Below are 18,566 nucleotides of genomic sequence, written 5' to 3' on the forward strand. Positions count from 1 at the left end.
TTCCCGACTGCTGGCTGTACTCATAATAAACTTTGATGTTGTCAAAAGCTTTGGTTGTCTTGATCTGGGCGGTTTTATGTTCCCAGTCATGGGACCTGGACTTGTTAAAGTGGAAGGTAAAGGTTTCTTGTAAAGTCGTTCCGCTGTACGTTTCGATGATATAACCGTAGATTCCTCCGTTTGGATTCGGATTTTGTACTTTGGAGAAACCGGATACGGTCAGCAGAGCCCCGGCTCCGCCGCTGAGCTTGACATCCTGGCGCAGCGATTTCCACAGGGCGGATTTCCCGACGATGCGGAAGGAGTGGTTGCCCGCATGTTTCTCCGTCGTATCAATTCCGTCTACACCCGTGGAAATCTCCATGCTGCCGTCGGCCAGCCAACGGTCCGGAATGTTATCGGCCGGGTCGGAATCGCGTTCAAGATCCCCGTTTTCCAGGACGTTATAGGCTCCGTTAAACTCTTCCTCCACTTGAAGACCGTCGAAATAGTAATCCCCTATCTTTCCTCCTGCCGAGACATAGGCGCGAATCTGTAATTGGTTAATACCGGCAGGGAAATCGCCCGGATGGATGACGACATGCAGTCGGGTCGAGTCTTGATTTCCGGTAATGCTGGCACTCCGATAGGCAATGTTTTGATAGACGCCATCCTTATAGCCGAATACGTAAATCGTGCCCTGTCCATTGGCATTCACTGTTTTTACATTTCCGCTGAACACATACGTTTTGGCTGGATTATAGGGGATGAGCTTTCCGCCTACAGCCGCACTCGTCTGTGGGTTGGAAATCTTCACACTCCTGCTCCCCAGAGTCACACCATCTGTAGTGAGTCCGGGGCTTGCCCACGAGAATGTCGCTGTCCCCGCCTTGGTTTCCCAATCATCCGGCCAGTTGTCCGCATTCCGGTCCAGCTCAAAGCTTCCATTGTTGGCCAGATTGCTGCCGGGGCTCATCGCGGATGTTTCTTCGATCACGTTTCCGTAAGCATCATATTTGGTCGCGGAAGATTTTTCGGCCGGGTCCGTGGTTGATGTCTGATTCGTTTTATCGTCGTACTCATTGGTTGTGGTATTGCCGTTGGCATCCGTTTCTTTGATCGGGTTGTTGTTTTCGTCATAGGTGGTGGTTGTGGTTTCGTTTAATGGATTGGTCACTTTGGTCAGGTTGCCGTTGGCATCGTATGTGTAGTTATAGGTCGCCGAGCTGTTGGCTGCGTTTGCATTGGCATCTTTTTGGCTGACCAGCTGGTTTTCATTGTTATAGGTAAAGGTTTGTTTGTAATTGAGGCCGGCCGGGTCCTGGGTAATTTGCACCACATTGCCGTAGTCGTTGTGGGTGTACAGGGTTTTAGTTCCCTTCGGATCGGTGACGGTGGTGAGTTTGTTTACCGTGTCGTAGGCAAAGGTGGTGGTCGCTGTCTGGACAGACCCGCCTACAGTAATGGGATAAGCAAGCGTCTGAACCTTGTCATCGGCGGTGTAGGTCACGGTTTTCTTGTTTCCGTTGGGATCGGTAAAGCCTTTCAGGTTATGGTTGGTTTCATATTCATAGGTGACGGTAGACAAGCTGGTACCCGCTGCATCTTTCTTGGTGACGCTGATCAGGTCGCCGCTTGCGTTGTAGCTGTACTCGATGGTTCGGCTGGCCGGGTCCGTGATCCTGGAAATTCGGTTATTGGCATCATAGGTGATGGTACTGATGCGGTTCGATGCATCGGTGATTCGGATCGGGAGAGCCCCTGAATAGTTAATGGTGGTGGTGTTCTCGTTCGGGTCGATCATTTTCCATATATAGCCGGTGGTCGTGAAAATGTATTGATTTTGGGATGCATCTGTCAGGGTATAGGTACCGTCGGCATTTTTCTTCAGCTCCAACTGAAGAACCTGGGAAGTATCATAGGTTCCATCCCCATTGGGGGTAAAGCTGTGCAGGGTGCCATCGGCGTCTTTGTACTGGATCGGTCCGTCTCCGCTGTCATAGAGATGCTGTTCGATATTGGAGGTCCAGCCGTAACCGAACAGCCCCGATGTGTTGGCCCGGCTGTTGTAGGCTCGGGAAACACTGGCAGGGATGCCGCGGCCCGGAATATTCAGGTCGGATTCGGGTAAGTAGAAGTTTCCGTTATAGGTGTTGACATTGGTTGCCGCAGATGTCCAGAATGGTTCTTCTCCCAGCGGACTGATCGTATAGGTGATGACCAGCTTGGGCTTTTGGGTCGGGTCGGTCGCATAGTCACTGGAACGAAATGATTTCCGGTCATTGGTTTCGGTCTGATGGCGAAGGGAGACTCCGTAGTTTTTGGTTGTCCCGCTGTACCAGCCCCGGGCGAGGGAAGTCAGATCCCAGCTGTATTCGCCTGCACCCCCGACGGTGGTCGAAGAAAGGAGGCTCCCAATGGACGGCTGATTGTTCCAGGTGACACTGGATGAAGACCAGTTGGAAGTGACCGGATACAGGTTGACCTGCTGGTTGGCCACCGTGGAATACTGGTTTAGGTAAAGTCTGGCTGAGCTGATTTGCGCTCCGCTCAACAGCGGTTGCAATTGAAACTTGATAAAGGAACGGGTGATTCCGTAGTCTGTATAGGTTCCGGTAATCAGGTAGGTTAGACTGCCATAATTGGTTCCTTGTACGGTTGTGTCCTTGTTACCGACAAACGCATCGTACGTATCGTTGGTTCCCTGGATCGTTAAGGAAGGGTCAATCGCTACCGGATAAGCACGTTTGGGATCTTTCAGCCATTCTTCGTCTGCTTTCACATCGAGATAGGTTTTGTTCCCTTCCGTGCGCAGTTCCAGTTTGACATCATGGGAGATGGAATCTTTCGCGTCTACCATGACCGGACGGGGGATGGTAAACAAGGCTTTCCCTTTGCTGTCGACAAACTGGATGGACCCGTCTTTTTGCGGGACGGGCTTCGCATGTTGCACGTTCATGCCCATGGTAAAGGTGGATTTCCCATTGTATTTGTGAAGAATCCATTCTTCTTTCACGCCGGAGTTGTCCGTGTGATAAACCAGGTCGGTCTCCGGATAAATGCCTTTGTAAGAGACTTTATTATTCTTCGTTTGAGCAGGCACATTTGCACCGTCGATCAGGTGGAAATCCACTTTGGCTTTTCCCAGTTGGAATCGGACCAATTTTTTGGATTTTGATTGTTTTGCGAATCCAATGCGGAATTTATTGGCTTTGTTGATGTAAGGCAGTTCGGGGTCCAGTGCTTTCGTTCCCGAAACAGCTACGACCTGGTTGTCGATCTCTTTCCAGGCGCCATCTTCCTGGTAGTGGACGGGTTCCAGGTATTCTTCCTGAATGTACGTTTTCCCGTCTCCTTTGATAAAGGTTTTGGAGTTTTCGGTCCTCAGCTCCACGACTTCCTGCCGGCTGTTAAAGAGTTCCTTTTTCGCCTTATCGGCTGCGTAGGCATCTGAGTAACCGGGTAAAAGAGTTGCACCCATTAAAGAGACAATCACAATGACAGAAATCCAGCTAAGCCTTTTCATCCATCTCTGACTCATGTGCTCTCTCCCTTTGTTAGGATGATTGGTATTGGTGAAAAGAACAGCAGGATCGGATGAAGATCAGCTCCCTCCTTACGCCTTAAGATCGCGATTTTTTAACAGATCGTTAAAAAACATTGTCAATTTAGTGACGTTTATAATTTACAGTCTTCTCATGTAATTTGTAAATATATTTTCCATTCGGACTTATATTAAATTTATGTTACGAAATTAAAGTAATAAATTTACCAATCCATGATGTGAGATTGGATAATTAGGAAAAATTTTATATTATATCTGGATATAAAGAAGAAATAGGGAGTTTTTACCGGTAGAAGAGATGACAATTTATGGGGATTTATTTGGTTGTTTCAACAGCAGTGATTAGCAAACTAAAAACAGAAACCAATTATTAGCAGGGAAAAAGGGGTTAAATCATTCGCAGCGAGAGCGGATTCATTGGAGTGCTTGTTGTTTTGGCTGGAAATGATGCGGTGGATAGAGTTATTTGGAAGATATTCATCTCAGATATGACAACATAAGTACGCAAAATATAAGATCTTTGGCAAGTTGCAGGTGGGAAAGAATCAACAATATAACAAACCCCGGTACTCACATTAAAAGTGAATACCAGGGTTTGTAGATGGAATGCGGAACTTCAATATTTTTAGAGAGACTCATTGTCTTTATGTATCCCTGACGCATGCATCCAATGTAGAAGGAGCCTACTTTTCACCTTCTTTACGGATCGGGTTCCGTATCATCGCCGAAGAAATGGATTTTCTCATTCATAAAAAGAACCTCCTTTTTCCCTTATTTAAGGTTCTGGTTCCGGATCATCGCCATAGAAACGGATTTTCCCGTCTATAAAAAGACCCTCCCTTTTCACCTTCTTTAAGGCTCTGGTACCGGATCATCGCCGAAGACACGAATCTTCTCACTCATAGGAAGAACCTCCTTTATTCATAAAGACCTTTAGCCTTGTAATAGAGTTTCGAATATTTGATGTAGTTGGTCTCGTCTCCCAGGAAGAGATATGCCTGCATCAACCCGTGGAGAGCCTCCAGGTTGGTATGTTCATCTGAATGGAGCGTGCAGGCTTCCGCAAATGCGGCCCGCGCCTCCTCATACTTGGCCTCCGACAGAAAGACCTTTCCGATCGAGAGCAGTGCTTGAGAGTATTGTACCATGTTATTTTCTCTTTTCGCAATTTTTTTCGTTTTCTCTAATATCTCACGGGCCAGCGGATAGTCCTTTTTTTCGATATAGACGATGCCGAGTCTGAGGCGGGCCTCAAGGATTAACCACTGCCTTCGTGAAATCTTTTCTTTCAGGTCGATTGCCGCCCGGAGGCATTGTTCCGCCCGGTGCAGCTTTCCGCTTTCCCGGTAGATGTCCGCCAGGGTGATGTACAGCTCTACTTCCCGCTCATGATTATAATTGATCCTGGCGATTTCCAGCCCTTTTTTCGCACAATCCGCCGCCGAGTCGTAAAGTTTGATGTCCTTTTTGAGCTTTGCTTTTAAAACATAGACCCCGATCGCGGCCCCAATATTGATCTCAAGAGAATCTATTTTGATTTCATCCAGTGTTTTCAACGCTTCTTCCGGCCGGCCGAGAGACCGTAAAAAGATTGCCTTATTCGTTAACAGATTGATGTAGTAATATCTCCGCTGTCCGTCGAGATCAAAAATCTTCAAGGCTTCCTCCACATAGCGCAACGCTTTCTCCTTATGGCCATGTTGTATGAATGCAATGACGGACAGGTGGGTCAGACAACAGGCTTTTAAATTGGTTCTCTCGTGATCTGTGGTTTTCTCCAGTAGTTGCAGGGCCCGATGAAAATAGTCAGCGGCCCGGTCATACTGCTCCACATTGTAAAAACAGACACCTTTGAGAAAATCGAGATGCGGACCCTTGTATTCAGCGGGGAGCCTGGATAATTCCGACAGTGTATCCCGCGGTTTGGAATTGGCTTTGTTTTCAAGGATCAAGAGATAAAGATTCCGGTCTTCTTCTTTCTCTTTTTCCAAGTCGGACAGTTCCGATAAATCAATGTCCAGCTTGCGCAAGATATACTGGACTTTCACCGGGTTCTGGCACAAGCCGCGCTCGATGGCCGACAGGGTGGTGCGGGGAATATGCTCGTCCGACAGATCCTCTTGCCTTAAATGTCGCTCTTTGCGCACTTTTCTGATTAATTTTCCGACCTTCTCAAAATCCATTACAAAATCCCTCCTTTTTTATCATTATTCACCATTTTTCTCCCATAGGCAATCATGATCGGAATGATTCATCATGACGAATGAAAAATGGTAATGGAAGCCATTTGATCCGATATGACAGGAACAGGAAAAAAATGAATCTAATTTCTGTAATTTGTTGAACACAATTTTCCAGGTTCCTATACTGTAATTAATCCGGATATTCAGAAAAAATTCAAAAGGGTTGTTGCATATGGTGATACCATTTGCTCCGCGCAAGAAACGTCCGGGCGCCGATGTAAACCATCTGACACACGCATTTATATTTTTAAAAACCCCGGACGGAAAATCCATCATCCTTCGCCTGGCTGATGTACAGGTGAAAACCGCAAACAGCCAAACGACCATCACGGGAAAAAGCATCCGCTTGCTGCGAAGGGAGGGAAAGAAAGGAGTTAAAATGTGAACGCATGCACAAAACATCCCGAGGCGGCAACCGGTGGGGTGAACAGAAAAAATGAGGTTGACTGTTTATGTGATTCGATTTGACCGGTTCAGGGAAGAACCAAAAAGGGGGGAGAGATGTGGAAGAAAGAGAGATTGTAATCAGACTGGACCGAGAAGCCAAACGGATCGTTTGCCGTTTGTTGCGTCAACATGTAGAAGCGCTCAAGGAGAAGGCAGAGGGGCAAAAAACGTTCACCCGGCTGCTGCTGGCACATGAAATGGACCGCACCAGCTGTGTTCTCGATCAAATTGCCACCCAATGGGCACAGGCGCTTCCATCATTGCCTGCAATGTCAGCTTTGCCGGAGCCGGATGCTCCTGAACAGTGAGAACAGGATGGGACAAGCTTGATCTCCTTGGTCTTGCAGACCTGAGTGTGAACGGATCTTGAGACATTTATCAAATTGAAAAGCGGTATCAACCATGACTGGGTGGATGATGCCGCTTTTTCTATTTTTCGATCAGGGCGCACCCGGGAAGAACACGTCCGCTTGTAAGGGAATAAATATAGAATTATAATAAAAATAAATACAAAAATGATGTAAATAAAAAATTTTATACAAACTCCATTGTTCATTGACAATCTTTTGACAGCAGATAAAAAAAAGAGCGCTATTTTTTGAGTAGAAGCCATCCCATAGGAAAAGGTGGAGCGACATCATGAGGCATAGGTGGAAGGTTTTTTACTCATTTATTTTCGTGCTGAGCCTTTTGTTTCCGCTGGTTCCCGAACGATCTGATGCCGCCGCTTATTCGGCGACGGTAGCCCAGGTGGTGGACGGGGATACGATTCACTTGACCGAGTCCGTTTTGGGAACGACAAAGGTTCGCCTGTTGTCCATCGATGCGCCTGAAACCAATTACAACGGGCAGGCGCAAAATCCGTGGGGAACAAATGCGAAAAACTATCTGGCTCAGTTGTTGCCCCCCGGAACCCGGATCACCATTGAAACCGATGTAGAGGAAAAAGATGCGTATGGGCGTCTGTTGGCTCATGTCTGGAAAGGAACCCTGGATGTGAATAAAGAGATGGTCCGGCAAGGGCATGCGGTCACCTATTACATCTGGCCCAACATGAAATACTTTGAGGACTATCAGTCTGCTTATCTGGAAGCAAGACAAGCCGGCAGGGGGATGTGGAATCCGTCCAACCCCATTCCGGAACTCCCGTTTGAATTTCGGGATCGTGTTTCGGGAAGCAGCCAGGATAAATATGTAGGGGATTACTACACGAAGAAGTATGTCGACCCGGCCGACTATAAACAAATTCCGATTGAGAACCGCGTCTTTTTCTTCACCGAAGCCGATGCCCAGTCGGCCGGATATTCGAAAGAAGGGGGAGGCCAACCCCCGGCCGGGCTGTATATTAACGAAGTTCTGCCGGCTCCACAGTCCAGGTATACGCAAGAATTTGTCGAGATTTACAATGCCGGTTCTTCTTCCGTCGATCTCAGCGGCTATGTGATTGACGATATTACAGGGGGCGGTTCAGCTCCGTACACCATTCCGTCCGGAACGGTCATTCCCGCCAAAGGTTATTTTGTCTGGGAAACCAACAACTACTTTAATAACGCCGGGGATACCGTTACGCTCAAAGCCAGGGATGGTACGGTCCTGGATCAATACTCCTATTCCGGTACCGCTTACGACGCATCCTGGTATCGCAAGCCGGATGGCGGGACCTGGAGCTCGCAACAAGATACGACTCCGACCAAGGGAGCAGCTAATTACTGAATACGTTAAAAAAGCGCTGTTTTCTCAGTTTTTAAGAGAGAACAGCGCTTTTTTCGGGTTGGAATGTGTTTATTCACGCTAACAGAGCTTCTAGCATCTTTTATGTTTACTCGGGTATAATTTTTGTACAATGGGATAATTAAAAATATTTTATACTTAATGGTATTACTTCGTAGCCGGACACTCCATGGAGGAATGGGGTGAATGGCTGTGATGAAGCTCTTGAGGAGAGCAGATTTCTTTTGAGGTTCCATCATTCATGAAAAGGGTGAATTCACATGCTGGAAGGGAAAGTTGCCCTGATCACCGGTGCGGGTACCGGAATCGGGCGGGCGATCGCCTTGCGTTTGGCCCGCGAGGGGGTGCGGATTGTCATCAATTATTCTCGCTCTCAAAAAGAAGCGCTCGAGACGCAGAAAGAAATTGACGCTTGCGGGATTCAAAGCCTGCTGGTTCAGGCGGATGTAGCGGATGACGCGGAAGTTCGCCGGATGGTTCAGGAAGCCGTCAATCAGTTTGGAAGGCTGGACATCCTGGTGAATAATGCCGGCGTGACCAATTTTGTTGCCCATGATGACCTGGAAGGCCTCAAAGATGAGTATTGGGACCGGGTGATGAATGTAAATGTAAAAGGCGTGTTTCATTGTTGCCGGGCCGCAGCCGCTGAATTGAAAAAGCAGAGGGGGTGTATTATCAACATTACCTCCATCGCGGGGATGACCGGATTGGGAAGTTCGATCGCTTATGCCGCTTCCAAGGCGGCGGCCATCAGCGTGACGAAATCATTGGCTAGGGTGCTGGCGCCGGAAGTGCGGGTGAACGGCATTGCTCCCGGAGTCGTTCGTACCCGGTGGGTGGAGGGGCATGAAGATCATGTGGAGAGGCTTGGCAGCGGCACCCCGCTCGGAAGGGTGGCGACTCCCGAAGATATTGCCGAAGTGGCGTTTTCGTTAATTGCCCATTCCCATTTTGTCACCGGGCAAAATATCGTTGTCGACGGCGGAATGTTTATATAAAAATAGCAAACAGAAAGCCTGCTCATTTCCGTTTGCAAGAAATGAGCAGGCTTGTCTTGTTCCTGAACTGCTTCCAAATAAATCGATATGCTTAACCGTTGATGGAAGCTTCATTCAATAGGGAGGATTTTTATTTTCTGGAAAGCTGGATATAAGCAGAAGTTCCTTTATTACCGACCTTTTTCAATTTAAATTGAAGTCCGTATTTGGGCAGGATCTTGCCTACGGTATCCACACCTTTTAATGTGTAATCATTTCCGTCGTAGAAGGTGGATACCCCCGGGAGACCGGGATAGTGCATCGAACCGAATGTCGCATAGTTCTCAATATGGATGTCGGAGGTCCGTTTGAAGTTGAAAGCAGCGTCTACCAACTGATAACGGTCCGTTGCGGGTGTGCCGGTGCTCCAGTAGTGAATGCGTTGGTGTGCGTCAACGACCCCGATCATTCCTTCTCCCGGATGGAGGCTGGTGTTGTTATCGAGATAGCGGCCGTCATAATACCAGACGATCATTCCCGGGTCGCTGGTAATGAAGCTGTTGCCGCGGCGCAGGTTAGCCAGGCCCCGGTCCACCCCGTTATGGGTGCGCCACTCGATCAGGTAATAGCTGGGATACATTTTACCTTTTCCATCGAAATGGATAAAGCCGGACAGTTCAAATTTCGGCGTGCCTTCCGCATCATCAAAGAAAACTTGGGTTCCGTCTGCGGTTACGGAGATGTTATCTGCATAAAAGCCTTCCTGCACCCAGCCGGCATCTGTAACATAGTTAAATTCAACTTTGATTTTTTTGCCGGCAAAGGAGGAAAGATCCAGCTCCTCTTTCACCCAGCCGCCGGTGGTGTCATCATAGGAGGTTAGCGTTGTCTTCTGGTTGGTTGCGACATCAATGATATTGACATACAGATAGTCGTATCCTGTCTCAATATCCCTCCAGGAATCGAAACTGAGGCCGGCCTTTGTCACGCCGGTCAGATCGATCTCCGGAGAGGTCATCCTGGTATTGACATTGTCGCCCAAATCGGAGAAGTAAGCATATTTTCCGGCTGCCGGTTGGGTAGGAGGTTTCTTTTCCACATCAGGCAGATTCACTTTTAAGACTTTATTTTCCGGTTTGAAGCTTACCGCTTCATTTACTTTATAAACCAGGCGTTTGTTCATGTTTTGATGATCGATCTCTACAGGAGAAATCCATTTTCCCCCGTAAGTTGCCTGTAAAAACATTTTGGACCACGGATCAAAGCCGGTCGGTTCCGTTCCCGCGATTTTGCCGTTCCATGAACCGCCGGACATCAACGACCAGGTTCCGACCGGGGAACCAAAACCTTGTCCGGTCGTATCATAGAGATCAGGCAATCCCAGGTTATGACCGTATTCATGGGCGAAAACCCCGACGGCACCATCTTCGGGTTGAATCATATAGTCATACGCTTTAAGTGTGGTTCCCGGAATCGCTGTCGGGGATTTCAGCGTCCAGCGGTGGGACCAGATCGCATCGCTTCCAAGCTCACCACCGCCTGCTTCTTCACCGACACCGGAGTGAACCAGCATTAAGTTATCCAATAATCCGTCCGGCTCCATCACTTGTTTGTCCCAGTCGATATCGTACGGATCGCGTTGATCGTAGAGCTTTTCCTTTCCTTTAATCGCTTCGCCCACCTGGCTTAATGTTTCCACAACCAGACCGCGGGGATCTTTATCATTTTCCGCAGCGGTTCTTTTGGACTCCATCCAGGGGGTTACCACACCATCCACGGTCCAGGTTCCGCCGGATTGTTGATAGTAGTATTGCGCCATGGTAGTCAGCTTGAGACCTTCCGGAGTCGTATATCCGTTTGGATTAAACAGCATGTTGCGGTAATGCTCCGGGTTAAAATCCTTGGTGTAGAGATAACCCTCTTCAGGTTTGAGACGGTTATGACTGTAGTCCGGGAATTCCACCAAGGCCATCACGATCCGATCTTTGTGGGCCTTTCGCGGTTTGGCATGGCGGGACTGGCTGTCTGCCTGTTTGGCCCCGCGCTGTTGGACACCTTTCAGGCCTTTTTCCGCTTTTTTGCCAAAGGTTGTGGAAGTGTCAATGCCACCATGAACACTGTGCTTGACCACATATGCCTCGACCGCTTTTTGGACTTCTTTTTCCGAGGCATCCCGGTCAATCTCTCCGCGCTGGATTAGCGCCTTGGACAAACGATTGAAGTCAACGGTCGCCCAATCCACATGCTTTTCATGTTGATCATTCGTGCTCGGTCGCGCAGAAGCCTGTGGAGCAGCGGCAAATACCCCAAGCACAAGAGCAGAGGATAAAACACCAGCCATCGTTTTTCTGAATTTCAATACGGTCACCCTTTTCCGGATTGGACTTGTTCGCACTATTCCGACAGGGAGGTACGGTATGTAAATAAATTCCGATTACTAGACTGCCGAGTCGAAATAGTCACAACTCTATTATATTTAATTATTGGAATATGTCAAAATAAACATAAAAAATATTATAATTTGTAGTATTTTATCTATATCCCTTGTTTAATTGATACACTTGAATTTCGTATTCTCAAGCCACATTTCACCGCATTTTTTTCTATTTGAAATCCGCATTCATCAAACGGGATTGAATGATGATTCTCTTTTATTCAATGTGAATCATGTATAATGGTACAAGCAGCATTCCGATTCAACGTAAAAGACAGAAACATTCGGCTCAATTTCTACTTGCGATTTGACGGGGACAAATTTCAGGGGAAGAGGGATGAAATTCCAGCATCAGAACCAGTCGCTGGCCGGCTAGTAGGGAACCCTTCAGTGGAAGGTGGATGGAGAGATGGAAATCAGCCTGTTTGTTTTATTGGCCACGGCAACCATTGTTTTGATTCCGCTTTTCATTTCCTATCAACAACATCTTGGCTTGGAGAAAGAAATTTTGTGGTCGACGCTGAGAGGCTCTGTCCAGCTCCTGTTGATGGGCTATGTCATCACATGGATCTTTTCGATCGAAACCGGATGGCTGTTGACAGGGCTTCTCTTGCTGATGATCGGCATCGCTGCCGAAAATTCATCCAAGCGCGGAAAATGGTTGAATCGTTCTTTTCTCATCGCTTTTACCGCCATTTTTTTGGGAGAAGCCGTTTCGCTTTTTGTATGGCTGATTTTTGATGTGGTTCCCTTCCGGGCTCAATATGTTTTGCCGATGAGCGGGATGGTGATCGGAAATACCATGGTCATCACCGCGCTGTCCTTTGAGCGGCTCTATCATGAATTTCAGCAAACCAAGGAGCAAATCATGGGTAAGTTGGCGCTGGGAGCCAATATTCGTCAGGCAAGCCAGGATCTGATCGAGACGACGGTCAAATCCGCGCTGATCCCCAGTATCGATTCATTTAAAACGATCGGACTGGTCCATTTGCCCGGAATGATGACAGGGATGATTATCGCCGGAGTTTCTCCGGTTACCGCTGTCAAGTACCAGATTCTCATCATGATGAGCTTGATGGCCTCTTCGGTGACATCCGCTTTAACAGTCAGTTTTCTCAGCTACAGGTCCTTGTTTAGAGCTTCGATATTCTAGAGCGCTTTACATAACCTGGATTTGAGGGAACAAAAAAACACCCGGTCTGTATGCGGTACAGAAGCCGGGTGTTGTTTTGAATCGGGACGGGCGACAGTGGCAAGAGTGAAAACAAAACATTGCGGAACGTGATTGCCTATTTTTCTTCCCCTTCTTCCACGCGGAAGCAGCTTTTGATTTCCTTGGTGACATCCATGTCTCTCAAGTAGAGGAGGGCCAGATCCAGGTCTCTTTTGGAGATCTTATGGGTGACCAGAACAATTTCGGCATGTTCTCCGCCATGATGAGGCTGCTGGATCACCTGGGCGAGGGAAATATGATTGTCGGCGAACAATTGGGTTATTTTTGCCAGCACTCCCCGTTTATCAGCGACGACCATGCGCAAAAAGTACTTGGAAAACTTTTTGTCATCCGTCTTTAATTTCTTTTCTTTATAAGGGGCGACCATGCCGCGGCCATTGACGCCCAGCTTCATGTTCTTCACCACAGTGACAAGATCGGAGACCACAGCCGTGGCCGTCGGCAGCTCTCCGGCCCCCGGCCCGTAAAACATGGTTTCCCCAACGGCTTCGCCATGCACGCAGACGGCATTAAATACTCCGTTGACAGAAGCCAGGGGATGGGATTTGTGCACCAGGGTCGGCTCTACGCTTACTTCGATCTCGTCATCATCACGTTGTGCCAGACCCAATAGCTTGATTTCATAACCCAGTTTTTTGCCGTAGGCGATATCCTCTCGCGATATATGGGAAATCCCTTTTACATCCACTTCATCCAGATTGACCGGCACGCGAAATCCCAATGTGGAGAGGATGGCCATTTTGCGGGCAGCATCGAGGCCTTCCACGTCGGACGTCGGATCCGCCTCAGCATATCCCAGTTTCTGGGCTTCTTTCAGGACCTGATGGTAGTCGGCGCCTTCCCGGCTCATTTTGCTCAAAATATAGTTGGTGGTTCCGTTTACTATCCCCATCATCTTTGTGATCCGGTCAGAAGAAAAGCTTTCCACCAGAGCGCGCAGGATCGGAATGCCTCCCGCCACGCTCGCTTCGTAAAACACATCACAGTTGTTTTCCTGGGCAGCGTTTAAAATCTCCGCTCCGTATACCGCCATCAGATCTTTGTTGGCCGTAATCACATGTTTCCCCTGTTGGATGGCAGCTAAAATCAACGGCTTAGTCTGTTCAACCCCGCCCATCACTTCAATCACAATATCAATTTCCGGGTCATAGATGATTTCGTCCGCATTTGTGGTGAGAAGCTGCTCATATCCGGTTAAACTTCGCTTTTTTTCCTTATTTTTTACCAGAATTTTATGAATCCCGATACGAAGCCCGGTTTGCTTAAACAAATCCTCTTGATGAGCGGATACGATCCGGACCACCCCTGTTCCGACCGTTCCAAATCCCATAAGGCCTACGTTGACTGATTTCCTCTCCATTCCGTATCCTCCTGTTGTGTCCGTGAGTAGTGAACATATGTGTATCAATTGAAGACAGTATAACCAAGAACAGCGGGAATGGCAACAGACAAAAATGAGCAATTTTTGTCCAAATCGAACGAATTGTCAGGCTGTGGCTCCAAATCAACCAACTTACAGGTTTTTCGACAATGTTTCGCGCTCCATCCGAGTTACAGGATCGCCTGCTTGATTGTCGCCGCAAATAACGAATCCCCGCGTATGGTACTGCGGGGATTGTTTCAGTGCATCCATTGTCTGCGATACATTGGATCACAATCTTCTTCTGAAGGCAATTTACCCTTGGGATCGGGGAACAGGATACGCAACACTTCCCTTCCTGATTCAGGGACTTTGATGAACTCCACCTGGTATTTTCCTCCGATCATCGCGTCATAGCGTTTCCCTTCCTCAAACACTTTACCTTCTTTGATTTGATCCACAAGTTCACGAAATATTCCCTGTACCGCTTCATGGGAAATGGGCAGAACGATTTGCAAATCCGGATGATTGAAGTTCTCGGAGAGACCGTGGGTATGGGCGTCGATCCGATTTCCATCGGTCTGGTAGTGGATGTACCAACCGTACTTCTCAAGCATCTCATTTTCCCAGTTTTTCGTATCATCCCTTGAGTCCATCGGAAATCCTCCTGATCGCTTTTTCCTAGTTTCAGCATTTCCCGGCATTTCAATCCCAACTGATGGACTCATGGCCGGAAAGCACGCTTCGCACATGCAAGCCGGCCCTTGCCGGAGGGCTTATGAGGTAATGTAAAGGCAGTTTGTTAGGATTGTTTTGAAAAATTTGATGATATCACTATATGTTTGGGTGATATTGCGGTTTAATTATTATAGGAGACGTTTTGATGATAAATCTTCATGGAGCGGGGGATGCTGACATCAATGAATAAGGGACATGAGTCCATTTTTTGGGGAGGTTGTTCAGAATGAGTAAACGCCAGGTGCATATTGTCGGAATCTGCGGGAGTCTGCGCAAGGATTCATGGAACCGGAAGCTGCTCTTCAATGCGAGTCAACTTCTGCCAAATGATTATCGGTTTACTCTGGCTGATATCTCATCCATTCCGCCGTTTAATGAAGACCTGGAAAGCCAACTGCCGCAGCCGGTGACGGATCTTGCTCGATTGGCCGAATCGGCGGATGCTTTCTTGATCAGCACCCCTGAATATAATTACTCGGTGCCGGGGGTTTTGAAAAATGTATTGGACTGGCTGTCCCGTCCATCCGCCGGGGCTCCGCTCGCTTTAAAACCCGTCGCGATCATGGGGGCGACACCGGGGCTATTCGGAACCGCGCGCGCCCAAACTCATTTGCGGGACATCCTGTTCGGCGTCAATATGGTTCCCGTCAACCGGCCGGAGGTGCTCGTCCCACAGGTACACACCAAATTTGATGAGCACGGGATGCTGACCGATGCAACGACCCGTAACTTTCTGCAGCAACTGATGGATGCTCTCGTTGCTTCGATCCGGTGAAAAAACAGTTTCATCTAAATGAAGAAATCTTCCTTTTGGCGGTCGATTCGCCGGAAGGAAGATTTCTTTTAAATCAAGATCTCATCAATCATCTGTACATTCATGTACCCGCACTCCGGGCAGTAAACCAGATGAGGGCAGCGATGGGTGGCCGCGTCCGGCAAACCATCCGTCATTTTTAAATCCTCAATGGGGCGGTAGGGGCTGTAGTCGGCGTAAAAATCCGGCAATCTTCCGTGATCCTCAAGCAAGTTCCCGCAGTCGGGACAACCGGAGAGAAAGTCGCTAAAACTGTTACAAACAGGGCAGGCGTAGGACTCTTGTTTGTTCATCGTTGATTCACCACGGGTCTTTCTCTTTTCCCATTAGCTTGTCACTTTCCGATCAAATCATTCAGCGGGTCAGGTTTAAAGGGGAAGAAAAAAGCATTCATCTGAATGTCAGATGAATGCTTTGCTCACAGATGAACTCACAGTTTGAGGTTGGAGCTGTGCATAGGCTGCAATTTGGCTTCGGGATCCAGATATTGTTTTGCGTTGTTGACTGCGGTCGGTGCCTCACCGAAGCCGACAGCGATCAGTTTGACTTTGCCGGGGTATGTGGCAATATCACCCGCAGCGTAGATTCCGGGAATATTGGTTTCCATTCGTGAATTTACTTTAATGCTTCCGTTTTCAATTTCAAGCCCCCACTCCTGGATCGGGCCCAGGGATGAGACAAAACCGAAGCTGACGATGACGGCATCCACGCTCAACTCTTCTTTGACACCGCTTTTTTTGTCAACGATGGTTACTTTTTCGATGCGTTCTTCCCCATGTAAGCTTTCGATTTCACGGGGTGTAATCACTTTGACCGTTGAGTTCATCATCTTTTCCACACTGTGTTCGTGAGCGCGGAATTTGTCGCGCCGATGAATGACGGTTACGCTTTTCGCGATGGGTTCCAGCATTAAGGCCCAGTCCACGGCGGAATCGCCGCCGCCCGCGATCAGGACATCTTTATCCTTAAATTGGTTCTTGTCTGTCACAAAATAATGCAGATTGGTTTTTTCAAACCGTTCGGACCCGGGGAGCCCGAGCTTGCGCGGTTCAAAGGCCCCGCAGCCTGCCGTGATAATGACGGATCGGGTCAGGTGCACCTGTTTTTGGGTAATAATTTCGAATAAACGTTCTTCTTTTTTGATCACTTTCAATACTTTTTCATCCAGACAGTACTGCGGTTGAAATAGATTGGCCTGTTCGATGAGATTGTCAACCAGTTCTTGGGCGAGTACTTTGGGAAAGCCGGCCACATCATAAATATATTTCTCGGGATAAAGGGCAGAAAGTTGTCCGCCCAGCTGAGGCATGCTTTCAATGACTTTTACGGAAGCCTTGCGCATTCCCGCATAAAAAGCCGCGAATAAACCTGTGGGACCGCCTCCGATAATCGTAATGTCCGTAACCGAGTGACTGTTCAACTGTTCAACCGTCAACGACCGCACCTCCGGCATATTCGAAAAATGATGGCACAGATATGTTATCACATTATCTATATCATACCACTAGAAAAGAAGAGAAGGAGTTATGGAGGAAAGTAAAAAAATTACCAATAAATCTATGCGGATATTAAAGGATATTTGGATACAATGTGAACAAAAACCTCTTGCCAAAAGTTCGTGAAAATCATATCATAATCATTGGCATGATTCAATAAGGATGTCGACTTACCATTGATGAAGATTGTGAGATTGTAATCATATATGAAATATGTAGATGGATGTGATCAAGGATGAGTGTACCTAAAATTGTTATTCTGGGCGCGGGATACGGCGGTTTGATGACGGCAAAAGGTCTCCAGAAAGAACTTAATCACAATGAAGCGGAAGTGACGCTAGTCAACCAGCATTCGTACCATTACATTACGACCAAGCTTCATGAACCGGCGGCTGGCACTTCCCATCATGATCATGCTCGCCTTTCCATCGCTTCTGTCATCAATACGAACAAGATCAATTTTATTCAGGATCGGGTAACGGCCATCAAATTGAATGAGAAAGAAGTGCATCTGGAAAACCGCGAGCCGCTGAAATATGACTATCTCGTGATCGGTTTGGGCAGCGCCCCGGAAACCTTTGGCATTAAAGGGCTTCTGGAAAATGCTTTCTTCATCCGCAACATCGACAGCGTGCGCATGATACGGGAACATATGGAATATATGTTTGCCCGTTACCAAAATGAGAAAAAAGAAGAACTCATCACCATCGTCGTGGGCGGGGCCGGATTCACCGGAATTGAGTATGTAGGAGAGCTGGTGGACCGTATGCCGGAACTCTGCCGCGAATATGACATCCCGCTCGAAAAAGTGCGCATTATTAACGTCGAGGCGGCGCCTACCGTTTTGCCCGGATTTGACAAGGAACTGGTCGATTACGCAGTGAAATATCTGGAAAGCAAAGGTGTGGAATTCCTCATCAGCACGCCGATCGAGGAATGTACCGAAAAAGGCGTTATTTTAAAAGGCGGAAAAGAAATCAAAGCTGCCACCGTTGTTTGGACGGGTGGGGTACGCGGAAACAAGCTGGTTGAGGAATCAGGAATTGAAACCATGCGGGGCCGCGTAAAAGTAGACGAATACCTGCGTGCGCCCGGTTATGATCATGTGTTTGTCGTGGGCGACAGCTCCCTCGTATTCAACGAAGAAGAACGCCCCTACCCGCCGACGGCGCAAATGGCTACCCAACAAGGTCAGCACTTGGGCAAAAATCTGGCAGCTCTCATCCGCGGCGGAGAGATGAAGCCGTTTAAATACATGCCCAAAGGAACCGTCGCCTCGCTCGGACGCAAAGAAGCGATCGGGGTTGTGGGTGACAAAAAGTATGTGGGCGGCATGGCAGCCTTCTTGAAAAAAGTGATCGATCTTCGCTGGCTGTTCTTGCTCGGCGGTGTTTCCCTCGTTCTGCGCAAAGGAAAACTGTAACCAAGAGAAAAGGCTCCTCTTTCAATAGGAGCCTTTTTTATTGATTCAATATTTTTTGCAATACTATAAAAACAGAAGGATTTACGAGTTGTTACCGCTTACATTGAGCGAGAAGTGGTAACAGG

At 47.9% G+C, this 18,566-nt stretch carries 14 protein-coding genes; 7 read left to right on the forward strand and 7 right to left on the reverse strand.

Annotated features, from left to right (window positions below):
* Both BMW55_RS13940 and BMW55_RS13945 read right to left on the reverse strand, forming a co-directional pair.
* A partial coding sequence (locus BMW55_RS13940) for a DNRLRE domain-containing protein (RefSeq protein WP_139179504.1) occupies window positions 1-3,520 on the reverse strand: 3,520 nt, incomplete at its 3' end.
* A gap of 941 nt (window positions 3,521-4,461) precedes the next feature.
* Window positions 4,462-5,727 (reverse strand): helix-turn-helix domain-containing protein, encoded by a 1,266-nt coding sequence (locus BMW55_RS13945; protein WP_089970521.1) that lies wholly within the window; start codon window positions 5,725-5,727, stop codon window positions 4,462-4,464.
* 232 nt (window positions 5,728-5,959) lie between these two features.
* Here BMW55_RS13945 and BMW55_RS13950 point away from each other — a divergent pair, with 232 nt between their 5' ends.
* The 4 genes from BMW55_RS13950 (at window position 5,960) to BMW55_RS13965 (ending at window position 8,963) form a co-directional block, all read left to right on the forward strand.
* Entirely contained in the window at window positions 5,960-6,172 is a 213-nt protein-coding gene (locus BMW55_RS13950; RefSeq protein WP_089970524.1) for a hypothetical protein, read from the forward strand.
* Window positions 6,173-6,290: 118 nt separating this feature from the next.
* The gene (locus BMW55_RS13955) at window positions 6,291-6,542 is read left to right on the forward strand and encodes a hypothetical protein (protein ID WP_089970527.1); all 252 of its coding nucleotides are present in this window, start codon (window positions 6,291-6,293) and stop codon (window positions 6,540-6,542) included.
* 331 nt (window positions 6,543-6,873) lie between these two features.
* A complete protein-coding gene (locus BMW55_RS13960) occupies window positions 6,874-7,947 on the forward strand; it encodes a thermonuclease family protein (RefSeq protein ID WP_089970529.1) in 1,074 nt (357 codons plus the stop codon).
* Window positions 7,948-8,225: 278 nt separating this feature from the next.
* Window positions 8,226-8,963, forward strand: coding sequence for an SDR family NAD(P)-dependent oxidoreductase (locus BMW55_RS13965; protein WP_089970532.1), 738 nt, complete (start codon window positions 8,226-8,228; stop codon window positions 8,961-8,963).
* Between the two features lie 130 nt (window positions 8,964-9,093).
* On the opposite strand, the gene BMW55_RS13970 is transcribed toward BMW55_RS13965, so the two are convergent.
* The gene (locus BMW55_RS13970; RefSeq protein ID WP_244527568.1) at window positions 9,094-11,310 is read right to left on the reverse strand and encodes an immune inhibitor A domain-containing protein; all 2,217 of its coding nucleotides are present in this window, start codon (window positions 11,308-11,310) and stop codon (window positions 9,094-9,096) included.
* A gap of 475 nt (window positions 11,311-11,785) precedes the next feature.
* Between BMW55_RS13970 and BMW55_RS13975 the strand changes: the two genes are divergently transcribed.
* Window positions 11,786-12,529, forward strand: a complete 744-nt coding sequence (locus BMW55_RS13975; protein ID WP_089970535.1) for an ABC transporter permease — start codon at window positions 11,786-11,788, stop codon at window positions 12,527-12,529.
* A 136-nt stretch (window positions 12,530-12,665) separates the two neighbouring features.
* On the opposite strand, the gene BMW55_RS13980 is transcribed toward BMW55_RS13975, so the two are convergent.
* Window positions 12,666-13,970, reverse strand: a complete 1,305-nt coding sequence (locus BMW55_RS13980; RefSeq protein WP_089970538.1) for a homoserine dehydrogenase — start codon at window positions 13,968-13,970, stop codon at window positions 12,666-12,668.
* 260 nt (window positions 13,971-14,230) lie between these two features.
* Window positions 14,231-14,626 carry a DUF4262 domain-containing protein gene (locus BMW55_RS13985; RefSeq protein ID WP_170839945.1) on the reverse strand — a complete coding sequence of 132 codons (396 nt, stop codon included), beginning with the start codon at window positions 14,624-14,626 and terminating at the stop codon, window positions 14,231-14,233.
* 308 nt (window positions 14,627-14,934) lie between these two features.
* On the opposite strand from BMW55_RS13985, the gene BMW55_RS13990 reads away from it, so the two are divergent.
* On the forward strand, window positions 14,935-15,483 hold the full coding sequence (locus BMW55_RS13990; protein ID WP_089970544.1) for an NADPH-dependent FMN reductase: 549 nt from the start codon (window positions 14,935-14,937) through the stop codon (window positions 15,481-15,483).
* A 68-nt stretch (window positions 15,484-15,551) separates the two neighbouring features.
* Here the strand turns inward: BMW55_RS13990 and BMW55_RS13995 are convergent, their stop codons facing one another.
* Both BMW55_RS13995 and BMW55_RS14000 read right to left on the reverse strand, forming a co-directional pair.
* Entirely contained in the window at window positions 15,552-15,815 is a 264-nt protein-coding gene (locus BMW55_RS13995) for a hypothetical protein (RefSeq protein WP_211663679.1), read from the reverse strand.
* Between the two features lie 137 nt (window positions 15,816-15,952).
* Window positions 15,953-16,957 carry an NAD(P)/FAD-dependent oxidoreductase gene (locus BMW55_RS14000; protein WP_280139785.1) on the reverse strand — a complete coding sequence of 335 codons (1,005 nt, stop codon included), beginning with the start codon at window positions 16,955-16,957 and terminating at the stop codon, window positions 15,953-15,955.
* Window positions 16,958-17,253: 296 nt separating this feature from the next.
* Between BMW55_RS14000 and BMW55_RS14005 the strand changes: the two genes are divergently transcribed.
* Entirely contained in the window at window positions 17,254-18,441 is a 1,188-nt protein-coding gene (locus BMW55_RS14005; protein WP_089970550.1) for an NAD(P)/FAD-dependent oxidoreductase, read from the forward strand.
* Window positions 18,442-18,566: the final 125 nt, after the last annotated feature.

The sequence above is a fragment of the Lihuaxuella thermophila genome, from assembly GCF_900110165.1.
In the GTDB taxonomy this organism is placed as follows: domain Bacteria; phylum Bacillota; class Bacilli; order Thermoactinomycetales; family Thermoactinomycetaceae; genus Lihuaxuella; species Lihuaxuella thermophila.

Excerpts from the sequence above, each read along its gene's own strand:
- BMW55_RS13945 (WP_089970521.1), bottom strand. The coding sequence starts at position 5,727 with ATGGATTTTGAGAAGGTCGGAAAATTAATCAGAAAAGTGCGCAAAGAG.
- BMW55_RS13950 (WP_089970524.1), top strand. The coding sequence starts at position 5,960 with ATGGTGATACCATTTGCTCCGCGCAAGAAACGTCCGGGCGCCGATGTA.
- BMW55_RS13960 (WP_089970529.1), top strand. The coding sequence starts at position 6,874 with ATGAGGCATAGGTGGAAGGTTTTTTACTCATTTATTTTCGTGCTGAGC.
- BMW55_RS13965 (WP_089970532.1), top strand. The coding sequence starts at position 8,226 with ATGCTGGAAGGGAAAGTTGCCCTGATCACCGGTGCGGGTACCGGAATC.
- BMW55_RS13975 (WP_089970535.1), top strand. The coding sequence starts at position 11,786 with ATGGAAATCAGCCTGTTTGTTTTATTGGCCACGGCAACCATTGTTTTG.
- BMW55_RS13980 (WP_089970538.1), bottom strand. The coding sequence starts at position 13,970 with ATGGAGAGGAAATCAGTCAACGTAGGCCTTATGGGATTTGGAACGGTC.
- BMW55_RS13985 (WP_170839945.1), bottom strand. The coding sequence starts at position 14,626 with ATGGACTCAAGGGATGATACGAAAAACTGGGAAAATGAGATGCTTGAG.
- BMW55_RS13990 (WP_089970544.1), top strand. The coding sequence starts at position 14,935 with ATGAGTAAACGCCAGGTGCATATTGTCGGAATCTGCGGGAGTCTGCGC.
- BMW55_RS13995 (WP_211663679.1), bottom strand. The coding sequence starts at position 15,815 with ATGAACAAACAAGAGTCCTACGCCTGCCCTGTTTGTAACAGTTTTAGC.
- BMW55_RS14005 (WP_089970550.1), top strand. The coding sequence starts at position 17,254 with ATGAGTGTACCTAAAATTGTTATTCTGGGCGCGGGATACGGCGGTTTG.